17 protein-coding genes are annotated in these 13,761 nt (G+C 46.8%); 8 read left to right on the top strand and 9 right to left on the bottom strand.

Features of this window, described 5'->3' with window-relative positions; all coding sequences use genetic code 11:
* The first annotated feature begins 11 nt into the window (after window positions 1-11).
* Window positions 12-518, top strand: coding sequence for a DUF3501 family protein (locus tag L3N51_RS06245; protein ID WP_238026136.1), 507 nt, complete (start codon window positions 12-14; stop codon window positions 516-518).
* 129 nt (window positions 519-647) lie between these two features.
* The gene (locus L3N51_RS06240; RefSeq protein WP_238026135.1) at window positions 648-1,649 is read left to right on the top strand and encodes a hypothetical protein; all 1,002 of its coding nucleotides are present in this window, start codon (window positions 648-650) and stop codon (window positions 1,647-1,649) included.
* Here L3N51_RS06240 and L3N51_RS06235 read toward each other — a convergent pair.
* From L3N51_RS06235 to soxA, 4 genes are read right to left on the bottom strand one after another with little or no spacing between them, the layout of a single operon-like run.
* Window positions 1,630-2,136 (bottom strand): DUF1404 domain-containing protein, encoded by a 507-nt coding sequence (locus L3N51_RS06235; RefSeq protein WP_238026134.1) that lies wholly within the window; start codon window positions 2,134-2,136, stop codon window positions 1,630-1,632. The two genes, L3N51_RS06240 and L3N51_RS06235, sit on opposite strands and share 20 nt — an antisense overlap.
* A 50-nt stretch (window positions 2,137-2,186) precedes the next feature.
* Window positions 2,187-3,875: a proton pump complex cytochrome B SoxC gene (soxC, locus tag L3N51_RS06230; protein ID WP_238026133.1), complete on the bottom strand. Its 1,689-nt coding sequence runs from the start codon at window positions 3,873-3,875 to the stop codon at window positions 2,187-2,189.
* The gene (soxB, locus tag L3N51_RS06225; protein WP_238026181.1) at window positions 3,876-5,468 is read right to left on the bottom strand and encodes a proton pump complex quinol oxidase subunit SoxB; all 1,593 of its coding nucleotides are present in this window, start codon (window positions 5,466-5,468) and stop codon (window positions 3,876-3,878) included.
* 51 nt (window positions 5,469-5,519) lie between these two features.
* A complete protein-coding gene (gene soxA / locus L3N51_RS06220) occupies window positions 5,520-5,996 on the bottom strand; it encodes a proton pump complex quinol oxidase subunit SoxA (protein WP_238026180.1) in 477 nt (158 codons plus the stop codon).
* A gap of 334 nt (window positions 5,997-6,330) precedes the next feature.
* Between soxA and L3N51_RS06215 the strand changes: the two genes are divergently transcribed.
* The 6 genes from L3N51_RS06215 (at window position 6,331) to L3N51_RS06190 (ending at window position 9,411) form a co-directional block, all read left to right on the top strand.
* Window positions 6,331-7,305 carry a Rieske 2Fe-2S domain-containing protein gene (locus tag L3N51_RS06215; protein WP_238026179.1) on the top strand — a complete coding sequence of 325 codons (975 nt, stop codon included), beginning with the start codon at window positions 6,331-6,333 and terminating at the stop codon, window positions 7,303-7,305.
* A gap of 123 nt (window positions 7,306-7,428) precedes the next feature.
* Window positions 7,429-7,614 (top strand): hypothetical protein, encoded by a 186-nt coding sequence (locus tag L3N51_RS06210; RefSeq protein ID WP_238026132.1) that lies wholly within the window; start codon window positions 7,429-7,431, stop codon window positions 7,612-7,614.
* Between the two features lie 77 nt (window positions 7,615-7,691).
* Window positions 7,692-8,105 (top strand): hypothetical protein, encoded by a 414-nt coding sequence (locus L3N51_RS06205; RefSeq protein WP_238026178.1) that lies wholly within the window; start codon window positions 7,692-7,694, stop codon window positions 8,103-8,105.
* A gap of 43 nt (window positions 8,106-8,148) precedes the next feature.
* On the top strand, window positions 8,149-8,550 hold the full coding sequence (locus L3N51_RS06200; protein ID WP_238026131.1) for a hypothetical protein: 402 nt from the start codon (window positions 8,149-8,151) through the stop codon (window positions 8,548-8,550).
* 106 nt (window positions 8,551-8,656) lie between these two features.
* On the top strand, window positions 8,657-8,959 hold the full coding sequence (locus L3N51_RS06195; RefSeq protein WP_238026177.1) for a hypothetical protein: 303 nt from the start codon (window positions 8,657-8,659) through the stop codon (window positions 8,957-8,959).
* Window positions 8,956-9,411 carry a hypothetical protein gene (locus tag L3N51_RS06190; RefSeq protein WP_238026130.1) on the top strand — a complete coding sequence of 152 codons (456 nt, stop codon included), beginning with the start codon at window positions 8,956-8,958 and terminating at the stop codon, window positions 9,409-9,411. Before L3N51_RS06195 ends, L3N51_RS06190 begins: the two co-directional genes overlap by 4 nt.
* Before the next feature lies 1 nt (window position 9,412).
* Here L3N51_RS06190 and L3N51_RS06185 read toward each other — a convergent pair whose 3' ends face one another.
* Genes L3N51_RS06185 through L3N51_RS06165 form a run of 5 tightly spaced genes read right to left on the bottom strand, consistent with a single transcriptional unit; the run spans window position 9,413 to window position 13,711 of the window.
* Window positions 9,413-9,967 (bottom strand): hypothetical protein, encoded by a 555-nt coding sequence (locus tag L3N51_RS06185; RefSeq protein WP_238026129.1) that lies wholly within the window; start codon window positions 9,965-9,967, stop codon window positions 9,413-9,415.
* Window positions 9,968-10,016: 49 nt separating this feature from the next.
* Window positions 10,017-11,153, bottom strand: coding sequence for a citrate synthase (gene gltA, locus L3N51_RS06180; protein ID WP_238026128.1), 1,137 nt, complete (start codon window positions 11,151-11,153; stop codon window positions 10,017-10,019).
* A gap of 1 nt (window position 11,154) precedes the next feature.
* Window positions 11,155-11,580 carry a CBS domain-containing protein gene (locus tag L3N51_RS06175; RefSeq protein WP_238026127.1) on the bottom strand — a complete coding sequence of 142 codons (426 nt, stop codon included), beginning with the start codon at window positions 11,578-11,580 and terminating at the stop codon, window positions 11,155-11,157.
* 33 nt (window positions 11,581-11,613) lie between these two features.
* The gene (prpB, locus tag L3N51_RS06170; protein WP_255776180.1) at window positions 11,614-12,438 is read right to left on the bottom strand and encodes a methylisocitrate lyase; all 825 of its coding nucleotides are present in this window, start codon (window positions 12,436-12,438) and stop codon (window positions 11,614-11,616) included.
* On the bottom strand, window positions 12,425-13,711 hold the full coding sequence (locus tag L3N51_RS06165; RefSeq protein ID WP_238026126.1) for an MmgE/PrpD family protein: 1,287 nt from the start codon (window positions 13,709-13,711) through the stop codon (window positions 12,425-12,427). The genes prpB and L3N51_RS06165 overlap by 14 nt, the downstream gene beginning before the upstream one ends.
* Between the last annotated feature and the right edge of the window lie 50 nt (window positions 13,712-13,761).

The raw sequence follows: 13,761 nt of genomic DNA, 5'->3' as shown, positions 1-13,761 counted from the left end.
AAAAGATAAGGATGGAGAGGGTAAGGAGATCTGCCCAGCTGAAGAAGGGTAGAAGGATAGAGCTAGGAGACAGAATGTCAATCCTCTTCGAGAACAAGGACACTGTACTTCAGCAGGTACAGGAAATGGTATACCTGGACAAGCTGAGCAAACCTGAGGATATCAAGAGGGAAATTGAAATCTACAGTTCTCTGCTCCCTTGCAACGGGAAGATCAAGGCAAGCCTGTACATATACGCTGAGAACGAGGAGGACCTGAGGAAGGTATTCAAGACCCTTCCAAAGATCTACGACAGTATCTTCCTGAAGGTGGGCAACAAGCTCATTAAGGGAGAACCGGAGGCAGGACGGGAACAGGGAGAGGAATTCAGTACGGTGCAATTCCTTACCTTTGACCTAGAGAACTCCAGGGACACCAACATGGAGGTATACGTAATCCATGAGAATTACAGGGTTAATGCCAAGGTAGATGAGGCACTGGCAAGGAAGCTCATAGAGGAAGCCTACTCCGAATGCTGATTTTAAACTCTCTATATCTACAATTAACAATCCATAACTTTTCTTGAGAAATTAAAATCGCACCATTTTTAGCTTATATTCTTCTGGTCAAGTTTAAACATCAGATCTAGAGTGAAGATAAGGCCCATAATGAATTACGCAGTCGCCACTTACGTTTTTGTTCTACCCTCCTTTCTTGTCAACCTTTTGGGACTCTCTCCTCTGCAATCTTTTTTGATCATTTCTATCCCCTATGGCGGAAGGTTGTTGGGTTCGGTTATATTCTCTAGGTTTGGGCACACCCTAAGCCTAGTGGAATTTTACAAGCTCCTATTTGGCGCTGCTGCATCCCTTTCACTGCTTTCCGCACTCCTGGTGAGTTTCCCCGCTGAAATTACAATAAGACTGATTGTGGGAGTAGTATTCGGTCTGATGTCATCCATGGCGATGTATGAGGCGATGGAGCTTAACGATAGGAAAGTGATTGGCGGAACCTTAGGGGGATGGGCCATAGGATGGACTCTCGCCGGAATAACGTCCATGATGCTGAGGTCCTGGAGCTTAGCCTTAACTACTGGAGCCCTATCCGTTCTACTTTTACCTGTGATATCCAGACATGACATGAAAATCAAGAAGGCTCAGTCTAGAATGCCGTCACCTCTGGGTGTAGTGACCTATCTGCTTTCCTTCGTTCCATCCTTCTCATTATCCCTAGCTCCATACTTCCTTGAGATCAATGGGTACTCGTGGGACATTGTATTGATATCATACGTGCTTGCCATACCCATGTACTTTATCCTACCCGCCCTGAGTCGTAGAGTGAATCCTGGAATCCTAACCGTGATAGTGGCCAGCATAGCCTCAATATCTGGCGTTTTGTTCTTCGACGGCTACATATATCTCCTTATACCGTTCACCATGGCGGGACTTGGCCTGAACTCGGTTACTCCCGTTATCGCGAGAAGATACGGAATCAATTCCATAAACTCCGGAATTGCCATAAACTCTGCGGCTCTAGGAGGAGTTGTCTACCCGGTCATTCCGTCAATGATAGACTATTCCGACTTCTCCATCATAGTGGGCGCCAGTACGTTTGCGATCTCCTCTCTGGTAATCGATACAAAAAGGAAAGCTACTCAAGTAACTTCTTGAGAGTATAACCTATAACACCAAATAATATCACGTTCATTATTCCGAACATCAAATAGGAGACATTCACTAACTGTCCTGCAGAATAGGGAGAGAAAGGTACTGCTGGAGGAGAATAGACTGGAAATCCCAGTATCAATAGAACAGCCAAGGTTGTATCTCCGATCATATAGAGTACGAATAATGAACCCTTCATCACCTTGCCCATTTGGCGAATTGTACCTCCAAGTAGTAACCCTCCGGCCACCATAGTGGAGTAATCAAGAAAGGTCCAGTACAGGTTTATCCCAGACTCCACAAAGAAGTATGGGAGATGGAACACGATGGGAGGTATAACTGCAGGAATTGCGAGTAACTTGTTAAACCTGAAAAGTCCCAATCCTGCTAGAATACCTGCAAAGTAGAGCGAGTAATGGGATAGCATGAGAACTAGAGGATTTCTAGGTAGTGCCTGAAGAGTAAAGGGATTCACGGTTATAACAATGATCACGAGTGAACTTACAACATAAAAAAGCTTTGACTTTGAGTTTAACAAATGGCTCACCTTACGTACACGATGTAGTGGTAAAGTTGAATTGCCACTCCCCAAAGGAAGAGGAGTATGCCCAGGTCCATTCCAGCGTAAGTTGCCTGCGGACCCACACTGGGGAGTCTCCACATTATTGCCGTCTGAATAGCGGTTACCACGAGTATCGCTGGAAGCGCGAAAATGGCAATGGTCTTCCTGAACTTCACCTCTTCCCAGGTCATTGTACCTGCTGGTTTAGCAACCCTCACTCTCATCCCAGAGGCCATTCTATATATCATGTAGACGGCGAGAGCTCCGAAGGGTATCATGAGCAACATGTTTATCATTGCAGGGTGCATTAACCACACTCCGAAACTTCCAGCGAATAGCAGTGACGCAACGGCAGTACCCAGAATCGAGGTTGGTCCAATTTTTGGAACAGTTTCTGGTGCATTAAGAGAAGGTGCCGACTTTGAGCTTTTTTGTCTTCCTGTAGCAAGAATAACAAGCCCTATGATCACCGCAGGGATTCCCAGTATCTCTATCTGCTGGCTGGTTGGGGCGGGAACACCGGGGGCAAGGTAACCCCACACGCTCAACTCAATGAGCGAGACCCACGCTACGGTCATGATCCAGGTCCAGAATTTTCTATTTCTAAGGAACATGTACTCGCTGTTCTCGAAGAACGGCATGAGGATTAGAACCAATAATATTACAACTAGAATCGACAGTGCCTGGGCTGGACTCATGGCCTGCCCGTTGGGTAACTCAAAGTCCACAAACTTATACAGGAACAGGAAGAACCAAGGTGGATATGGTTGAGTGGATAAGGCTGCAGCGGTACCTGGCTCAGGCGCAGGATAGGGATTGATTACAATGGGCAATCCATTAATGTTAGCCAATAGATCAGGTATGAAGAGAATTATACCCCAAGTCATCAATACTATGGACAGCATGTATACCACGTTCCTGGGCCACCACTCGTTAAACTTGGACCACTCCTCCTTTGTGTAATACGCGGGAACCTTGGGCTTCTCCTTAGCAGAAGGGGTCATACCATACCTTTCCGACATCAGGAAGTGAACTCCGAACAGAACGCCAATTAGGAACACCATTATGATATGCCAGCCCAACAATCTATCAAATAGCTGGGACTTCACAAGGGGATTGCTGGCAGTAGCTGCGTCACCCCCTGGCCCAAATAGCCAGTTAGCTATTGTGGAAGCCCCAGGGAAACCAGTTCCTACCAGAAGGCTTTCGCCAATGTTGATAGCATTTACACCTAGCACATCACTTACGAGACTGTAACCGAAGAACGATGCACCCATGGTTAAGGCAAGTAGCAGAACTCCGGTGACCCACTGTAGTTCCCTAGGCTTCTTGTAGGCTCCCTTGTAAAAGTTCCTGAACATGTGAATGTATGCCAAGATAATCATGATGTAGGCTCCGTAAAGGTGACTGAAAAGGAGAACCGAACCGTAAGGCACAGTATTAATTATAGCCTGAGTCTGAGCGTAGGGATTAGCAGGCATGTAGTAAAGGAGAAGGAAAAGCCCTGTTATCACGGTATAGATGAAGGCAGCAGAAACCATTGCTCCAAGCCAGTAGGAGATGTTATACATGTAGTCAGGGGTCTTAAAGAACGGAGCTTCTGTGACTCCTACCCTATCCAGTATTTGATCAATTAGACCTTTCTTTTTCTCTTGTGATGTCTCAGTCATCTATTTCAACCTCCTCAGATCAGATGTTTTCCCATAAACATTGTTATTAAGCTTAAGTTTAAGATTATCAAAAAATTCTCCCTTCATATTTTGCTGAGTGGCCAAGGAGACCGAGGGAGTTGAAGTTCCCGATGAAACGCTCACCGTAGTGGAGGGGGAGTAGGTGAGAAACTCCACCAGCGCTGAACCAATGGCCATGACTATTCCAGCTATACCGATTTCCGCCAGAAGTGAAATGGAAAGATTGTATGGATAGAAGGTGGTGGGGTAGGCTATCACCCTTCTCAGCATTCCCATATAGCCCTCCATGCTCATTAGGTAACCCACTATTACGAAGGGAATTGTCCACACAAGTATGCCAGCGTTAATGAGTCGAGTAGCGGACTTACTGTAATCAAACCCGGGTCTCACAGTTCTCAAAACGTCTAGGAAGACCGCCGTGAATCCCATCAATATTAAGGTCCAGATAACCAGGTGGAAGTGACCAACAACATAGTACGTGTTGTGGACTATGGGATTTATGGGGAACATGGGAAGTGGGACAGCTTGCACTCCTCCTAGGATGAAGCCTATGAGGGCCATTAGTGTTGCCATCCCAACCGGATCCTTGTAGTTGTATCCTTTGCTAGTAAGCACGGTTAAACCTAGATTGAGCACGGTTAAACCTGAACCCGAGGCCAGCACCAACGTGGAGAGGTTTATCCATAGCCTCACGGGGACAGGAATTGGGAAGGTCTGAAGGTGATGAACCCAGATCAACATTGAGCCTATGGCAAGGAGATATATGTTCCACCTAGCCCATTTCTCGCTGAACAGTGGCCTTCCTGAAAACTTCGGCACGAAGTAGTAGAGTGCGCCGAACAGCGGGAAGGGAACGTAATATACTACGGGATGGCCGTAGAACCAGAAGAGCACCAGCCACAATAACGTGTTAATGGGAACTCCCGCAAGTATGTTGAGAGTGTACCACAGCTCGGCAGCAGTCAACGCCGGTAAAGTCAGCGCAATAATCACAGCGAAGGCAACGCCATAGGCTGAGAATATTCCTAGCTTCTGCCCCTTGGGCTTGGTCGCATAGGCATCACTAACCAGGTTCACAGTTGCTATGGTTTGCGCCAGGGAGCTTATGGCCAACGCCAGGTAGGCTATTCCCATCAGTGCCCCATGATAATTGAGGAAGGCGTGGAAATTGGAGTTGTCCTCCACTGCAAGTGGCGGATACATATACCATCCCATGTCTGGTCCTCCCAGTAGGGCGAAAATCAGACCAGCATTGGCAAGCCAGAACATTCCGCTCATTAACTTGGTCCTCCTTATGCTCATCCCATCCTTGTACATGGAGTAAGCTATCACTGAGATGGCAGCAAAGGGAACCAATCCCAGCATCGCTGACCATCCGTGTAGAGTTAGGAAAGCGTAATACGTTACGCCAACCTCTGGACTGTTTGAGGGATAGGTCAGGTAGGTCCTCAGATTCATGGCAGCCATTCCCACAACGGCTAGCCACGCCAAGGAACCAGCGAAATACTGCCATATAACCCCGGAGGTAGTTGATGGGAACAGAACCTTCTTTATATTAGATGTAGAAAAAATACTGAAATAATTGGAAATTATTTTCAAGACATCTTTGACCTGGAAACTCAATCATACCACCTCAAGGGTTCCAGTCATATATGAAAAATCATAACCAGCCAGCTCCGGCTCCCTCCACGTGTAATTTCCTGGCTGGTTGGGTGCCACGAAGTAAACGTAACTTGGTTCGTTAGGCACAGCGTTAACGTTGACTACCCCGTCGGGAAGTCTAATGAAGAAGCCCGTGATGACCTGAGGTGAGTTCAGAATGATCGTGATTGGTTCCCCTGGCTGTGCAACAATCACGTTAGGATGAAACACGTCTGAGAAGGTTCCGTTCTGCATTGCGGTCATATTTACTACCAGTATTCCGTCCACCACTTCAGAGGTTCGGTTAGCTGGAGGTGATTTCTCAAAGGTCAAAACTGCCTGTTGGGCCTGTGCTGGTAAGCCCGAGAACAGCGGTAAACCATACCTTATACTCGTGCTGGACCCGTTAGTTACCTCTATCACTGACCATGAGAAGAAAACAGCAACCATGACTAACATTACGATAAACCAGGCAAGCTCAGCGTGATGAGCTATCTTTTCCTTAAAATCAGCCAATCTTTAACACCCTTTTATCATTCTAAAATGATGGAGAAACCCCCTTTTTAACTTTTCTATTTTAACTTAATTTAAGTTTAACTTGCTTTCCTTTTTATCTTTTAAAAATAGTTTTAACAATAACGTAAATTAACTAAAACTTACCCCAGCGTTATCATGGTTAGTTAAGTATTTTTATTTTGTTTTCATGAGAAAGATCAAGAGAGATAAATTTGATAAGATCTATTATAACAAAATATTTAAACCTTTCACTCAACAAACATTTAATGTGATAGTTATGGGTAGGCATTTCGCGCTGAAGAGAGACGACTTCATTTTCGCGACTAGGTTGATAAGAAAAATGAGGGATCCCAAGACAAGGTTCGACGAGAAAAAGTTCGCTGAGAAGGGAAGAGATTACCTCTATAATTACGCTGAGGAGAAGGTGGGCCCGCTGAACCCCGGGAGGAGGATGTTTCTAAAGGGAATATTAATAGGAATAGGCGCGCTGGCTGTGGCTAGCGCTGTTCCTGTGATCTCTTACCTTAATCAGCCTCCTGTTTACATTAAGAATTTTCCGTGGATAATTATCGTGGATTCTGATGGTAACCCCATTGAGGCATCTAGTTTACCTGTTAATGATCCCTCAATCCTGCTGTTCCAGTATCCCATGGAAGGAGACATAACTTTCCTTATCAATATGGGCGACTCTAACGACAATCCGGTTGCAATCCCCTCCACAACGGTGGTCATCCCTGAGGACGGAAGTACCTATACTTTCCCCGGAGGGGTAGGACCTCACAACTCCATCGTGGCGTATAGCGCCATATGCCAGCACCTGGGATGCCAGCCCCCTGAAATTCATTTCTATCCTCCTAAATATTTCGCCCCTGGCGGAGTTACTCCCAACTTCTTGCCGACTGTGGCCTATCAGGCTGCGCAGAATGCCGGTGCATCATCGGTGATTCACTGCGATTGCCACGGCTCCACATACGATCCATGGAAAGGAGCGGCTGTGCTAACGGGCCCGACACAAAGGCCATTGCCTTACGTGGAACTTTACTGGGATCAGAACACGGACTATCTATACGCTGTTGGAATGAACTTGAAGGCCCCGGTCATCATGGGGCAACCCTCCGATCTGGCCAGCTTTGCTTATCTTTCCTCGTATAACGAGCAGACAGGCTGTCCAAAGATGCTCCTAAGCAAGGGACAGACTCCAACTCAATGCTATTCAAAGCTTAATAACGAGGGAGACACTTTCTCTTCTTAGGTGGGATGAGATGACTAAGCTGGGATTGATGATATTGGCCATGATATTTGGAGGAACTGCGGGTATAGCATTCTTTATAGCATACAACATGATATGGAACACTTCGCCCATCAGGTGAGGTAATTGAATGACAGGACAATAGCTCTGATAACCTCAATTGGTGTAATTTTCTTCCTTATCCTTTCAATCCCATTTAATATTTTCTCAGGGTTCTCACTGGGAAACGGTATCACGATCGAGATCGCCGTCTCAATCTACATCCTGCTCATGTCAGGTATCTTTATTCTTGTTTTCAAAAGATTTAGTTAATTTTTTGTTCTCGATCCTTGCACTTTTGCTATGTAAACTTTATTAGATTAAAGATTTACCTAAATAATGTGAGTGAAATGAGCCTCGAGACTAGGGTATACAAAATAATGGACTTAGTGGCTCGTCATAACTACGTTACCGGGCTTTCAATGCTGGAGATACTGACCCTGATCGGTCTGTATTCTGCAGGAATGGGGATACCTATCTTCAACCTTGGATTGGCAGGGGCAGCAATTACGGCACATATTTACGGAGCCATCACCGTGGCGATTCTCAGTATAGTCATCTTGGCCGCTGCAATGAGGACTAACGAGATCAAGTTAAAGGCTATAGCGCTGTTCAACGTTCTGTTCGTTCTGGTTGCCGCTTTCGAAGGACTCTTCTATTTCGGAGGTTTCGTGGATCCCTCTTATGCGCTGGGAATGGCTGTGGGATTCGTTGGCACCCTCTTCACTACTTCGGGACTTCTCTTCTACTGTTTATCTCACTGAAAGATAACATAAAAATTTTTAAAACCTTATTTTCCAATATATCATGATAGTCATGGCTCTGACTGGAGTTGGACCCAAATCAAGGCTAACGACTAATCTGGCCATAGTTGAGACCCTTTTCATGACTGGAGCTTTCATAGCTGGAGTGGCTGCATTACTTTATGATAAGTTTCCTATTGAGGCGAGCTGGCAATCCTTCATTCTTTCAGCCCACATTAGCTTCGCCATGCTCACAGCGTTCTTTGGGCTGGCCCTCTACACTGCAACGGCGAGGGAGAGCAGGAGAGGACTGAGAATTCTGGGATTGCTCAACGCGGTGTTCATTGCAATCGCTGCCGCTGGAGGGCTTCTGTTCTACAGCACAATAGACTACTCGTTCTCGTACGTGATGGCACTAGCCTTCGTAGGCGCCTACATATGCTCCACTGCGTGTATATTCTATTAAGTTAATCCTATTACGATATTATTTTTTAAAAATACAGTTAAAAACTAACATTATGTTAACTAAGAAAGGTTTAAAAGTTAAAAAGCGAATGATATAGTTGATAGAAATGGGATTTGAGATCATACCTGGACTTAGGGCGGTTTACAGGATTGAGGAAGGGGGGATGAGAAAGGTTATGGGAGAGGATATTAATGTGGACTTAAACAAGTTAAGCGCATTCCTCAAGGAGAACTACAGGATAGGGGAAGATGAAGCCAAGAAACTGGATATGGGAGAGCTGTTGGGGTTTGCTATGATCCTTGACAACCTAGGTATAGCGGTCATGGGAAACTACGTGGTCTTTGTTGACGCAGTGAAGACCAACTGGAACAAGGTCCTTGAAGCTTTTCAGGGGGTGATGGCACAATGAAGATCAAGGGATATCTCGGTCACGTTAAGGTTGATGAGAAGTGGAATGTGGTAGAGAAGGTGAATGTTAGCGAGGAGTTGGCTGGCATTCTCAAGTTTAACGTGGAGAAGGGGAACGAGGAAGCTAGAGAGCTCGGGTTCAAGAGGATGAACGGGTTCGCGATGATGGGGAGCAAGAAGAGCCTAGCTTTCATGAAGGGAGAGGCCATCATGGTTGAGACTAGCAAGGCGGACTGGCAGGAGTTGTTCGTCCATTACGTTTACATGAAGGGGTGGCTTGCCCTAGGAATAGCCCTTCTGGTGCTCTCAGTGGTTCTTTACTACATGGGTTTTGCAACTCCCTATTTAGATTACTTCGCTCCTTTGCCTAGGTTGTATCTTCCCACAATTCTACTCTTGATCTCCCTTATTATGATTCCATCCTCGAAAACCAGGTATACATATAGGCTTTAACTCATTCATTTTTATAGATATTTACTATTTTTGTCATTTCTACATACGCGTACATTCCTCCAGCGGTAACGAGTATGGCAAAGGGAATTGCACCAACTATGAGATAAACTGGAATGGATATAGCCAGTATGCCGGAAGCTATCTTCAATCCCCTAGAACCAAAGTCATCGCTGAGCCTTACCATCTCTAGAGAGTATTCGAAGAGGTAACTGAGGACCAGAAGAATACCAATGAATTCTAAAATCGAAAAAACTGATGGGTTAACCCTGATCTCCACCATTACGGAGGAGACAAAACCAAGAACCAGACCTGTCATTAATACCGGATAAAGTCTTACAGAAAGGCTGAACTTTTCACCGAGAGAGGAGAAGGATTTCCTGTTCAACCATCCGAAGAGAAATAACATTATGTACGATATCACGAGGGGTAAAAAGTAGAGAGATGTGTCAACGGTCTCAACGGACATTCCTAGAAAGGTGGCAAACAGTATGAGAGCAAGGGAACCTCTTCTTATTCCGTCATAAAGCGCAATGTTTAACTTTGGTCTCTTAGGCATTACAATTAAGTAAGAAAAGAAGATATTAGAGTTTAAGCTGGGAAAAGAGTTACCCCCTTAGCTCTATGGGCACTATCTCCCTCTTGAGAGGACCGACGTACAAAGCCCTGGGCCTTATGAGCCTATGCTGATCCTCCACGTATTCTATGACATGAGCCGTCCATCCCAACGTTCTGGAAAGGGCAAACAGGGAAGTAAACATGTAAACCGGGAATCCTAGAGCGTAGAACACTACCCCGGAGTAGAAGTCAGTGTTGGGGAAGATGTGCTTGGCTCCGAAGGTCTCCACTCCTAGCTCCTCCAGCTTCTGCGCTATTTCGAAGTATCTCCTTGCCTCCTGATTCCTCTCTGAGAGGAGCTTGGCATATTTCTTGAATATCTTTGCCCTGGGATCGTAGGTCTTGTACACCCTGTGTCCGAAGCCCATTAGCCTGGACTTACCCTCCACTATCTTCCTCTTAAACCAAGTTTCTGTCATGTCGGGCTCCCCAATTTCCACAAACTGTTTGAATGCCTCCTCGGCAGCTCCACCGTGAAGTGGACCCTTAAGTGCCGCAAGGGCTGCCACTACGCAGGAGTAAATATCGGAGAGAGTCGATGAAGTGACCAGTGCAGCTGTGGTAGATGCGGGTACCTCATGATCGGCGTAAAGGATAAGAGCAGCGTCCATGGCCTTAACCTCCTCATCCGTGGGCGTTCTGGAAAATGAGGCCTTAAGGAAGCTCTTCGCAAAACTTTCGGAAGGTTCAGGAATGGCTGGCTTCTTCCCTTCCTTCGCCCTGAGAACGTTTGCCACGACCGTGGAGGCCCTTGCCACAAGCTTAATCGCGTTGTCCCTGTTCGTGGCCTTATTCCAGGGCATTCCGTAAATGGAGGAAAGGGCAGAAAAGGCAGTCTCCATCATGCCAACAGCGTCAGAATCCCTTGGCAAGGAATATATCATGTCTATGACCTGTTGGGGTACCTCGTATGCCTCGTCCAATGCGCTCTTCAACCTCTGCAGTTGAAGTTTCGTGGGTAAATCCCCGTACAGCATTAGATGAACAACTTCCTCGAAGCTGGTGTGTTCCACCAGATCCTCAATGTCGTACCCACCGTACCTCAGTATTCCGTTTTCCCCGTCTATATAGGTTAACGAGGTTGTCTTGATGAATACGTTTTCCAATCCTCTACTTATCTGACTCATTTCAATCACTTCCAGGAAATTCCTCTCCCTCCACCTGGGAAATTGCCTTTAACACGTGAGATTCCCTTATGATATCCCTGACGGAGATCACTCCCTTGAGGTTCCCGTCCCTGTCCACCACGATCAGATGCCTCAAATTCCTCTCCGCCATCTTCTTGACAGCGGTGTACACGGTATCATCCTCCCTCACAGTCACAAGGTCCTTCATGGTTCCAAACTCCTCCACCGGCTGGTTAAGGCTAATGCCCCGCGCAATTCCCCTAATCACATCCCTCTCTGTGATGATCCCGGCGAGCTTACCATCCTTGGTTATAATGACAGAACCCATGTTGTGAGAAGCCATGAGCTCAACAGCCTTGATGACAGGAGTCCCTCTCTCCACCGCAACGGGATTTTTACTTATCAGGTGCTTTACAATACTCGCCATAATAGATATATTACATTTCGATTTTAATAAAAGTTATGCTAGTTCTTTATCTAACTTCTCATAAAAGTCATAATGGATGACCTCGTACTGTTCCTTTCTCGTCATCATCTTGTCCATGAGGTTCTTCTGAGTCCCCTCATTCATCAGGGTCTTCAGTGCCTCCTCCATGGCCTTGGCAGCTACCCTAAAGATTGTTACAGGGAAGATCACGTATGTGTAGCCCATTTCCTGGAATTCCTTTGCAGTTATTAGAGGAGTTTTACCGAACTCTGTCATGTTAGCTAGGAGAGGAGCATTAACCGCCTTGGCAAATTCCCTGAACTCCTCCTTGGACTGAAGCGCCTCTGGAAAGATTATATCTGCCCCGGCCTCCAGGTAGGCCTTTGCCCTCTCTATGGCGTCCTGCAGGCCGAAAACTGCCCTTGAGTCCACCCTGGCGATGATCTTGCTGTTTTTTCTTGCCCTCACCGCAGCCTTTATCTTGGAGACCATCTCCGTATGGGGTACAACCTCCTTTCCGTCCAGGTGACCGCATTTCTTGGGCATTCTCTGGTCCTCTATCTGAATCGCGTCCGCCCCTGCCCTTTCCAGAAGGGAGACAGTCCTGTACACGTTGAGTGCCTCTCCAAATCCCGTGTCAGCATCCACAATCATGGGAATTGATGTTACTTCCCTTATTCTCCTTACCATGTCCACCAGCTCGTAGAGGTCTATGATCCCAATATCGGGCAACCCCAGGGATGAGGTAAGGGCCCCTCCAGAAAGATATACAGCCTTAAACCCTACCCTCTCGGCGAGAAGGGCGGTAAACGGGTTGAACACCCCTGGTACTATGGTGAACTCCTTACCAAGAGACAATATCCTTCACCTCCATCTTCTCCAGGTTCCAGATCTTGTTCGCGACATCCTTACTTAAACCCAGTTTCTTGGCCTTCTCCTCCACCTCCTCATCGCTCATGGGGTTCTTGTAATGCCCCCTGGGGATTCTGACCTCTTCGGAGAAGATGCCCTGCGTGGTCTTGACAACAATCGCGGTGGGTAACTCTGAGGGATAGACCTTGGTGTATTTCTCGTTCTCTACAACCTCGATCTTTCTCATGAGTTCCGTGACCTTTGGATCCCCTATCAGGTCATAGGCGTCAAGCCAGAACTCGCCCGTGAGCAGGGTAACTGCTACTATGAAGGGTAAGCTATGATCTGCCGTTTCCTTGTTCTTTGGATCCCATTTACCTTCGTCAGCAAGAATTGTCCTTCCCGCCTCGTACGTTTCCACGGTGATCTTGGATATCTCTCCCCTCAACTGGCTCCTCAATCTGAGGCCGGCCTCCACAGCTGCCTGAGCATGATACTCCACAGGATACTTCTTTATGTATGTCTCCAGGATCTTGCCGGTTCCCAGGTTCTTGAAGGGCTCATCGGACATATCGGGGGCAATCACGTTCTTGAACCCCATCTTTCCCGAGAATGGTGTTGAGGGACCGGTGAACCCAGACTTTGCAAGCAGGACAGCAAAAACCGAGTTCCTCACAGCCTCTGCCGTTGCTCCAGCCTTCCACATGCTTAGGCTTCCAGAACGGGTTTCCCTCAGTGCCACATGCGGAACCAAAGTTATGGAAATGGCGTTCTGAAGCTGTTCCTTGTTGAGACCTAGAGCCACTCCAAGGGCCACCGCTGATCCAACCTGAAGGAAATTCACGTGATCGTATCCCTTCTTTCTCAGTGAGGTGGAATCACATAACCTAGTTGAAATCTCGTAGCCCAGAACTATGGCCCTGATCAGTTCCTTCCCGCTCAGTCTGGGATTGACCGCGAGGAGACCACCTATCATGTCCGATGGATGTAGAGGTTCCAGGGAAAGGTAAGTGTCGTTAAAGTCAAGATATCTGATCAATAGGGTGTTGTAAAATGCAGCCATGTCGGGGGAAGACGTACCTCCTCCCAGAAGCAAGCCCTGACCCTGAAAGTATGGGATTACCTTTCTCGTCACTTCTGCAGGCGGAGAGGATATTGAAGCGTGAGCCACCGCAAGGGAGTCCAACATCCTTCTCTTGGCCTCATGTACTGCCCTATCAGAAAGGTCAGAGAAGGAGGTTGAGGTGGCAAACTCCGAGAAAAGTTCAGCTAGCTCCATACTTTAACTTTCCTGCCTAAGATTTAAAGCATTACTGAAAAAATCTAGAA

Source organism: Metallosphaera javensis (ex Hofmann et al. 2022), assembly GCF_022064045.1.
Lineage (GTDB): Archaea > Thermoproteota > Thermoprotei_A > Sulfolobales > Sulfolobaceae > Metallosphaera > Metallosphaera javensis.
The sequence above is the reverse complement of the archived record's forward strand: the minus strand, read 5'-3'. Positions and strand labels throughout refer to the sequence as shown.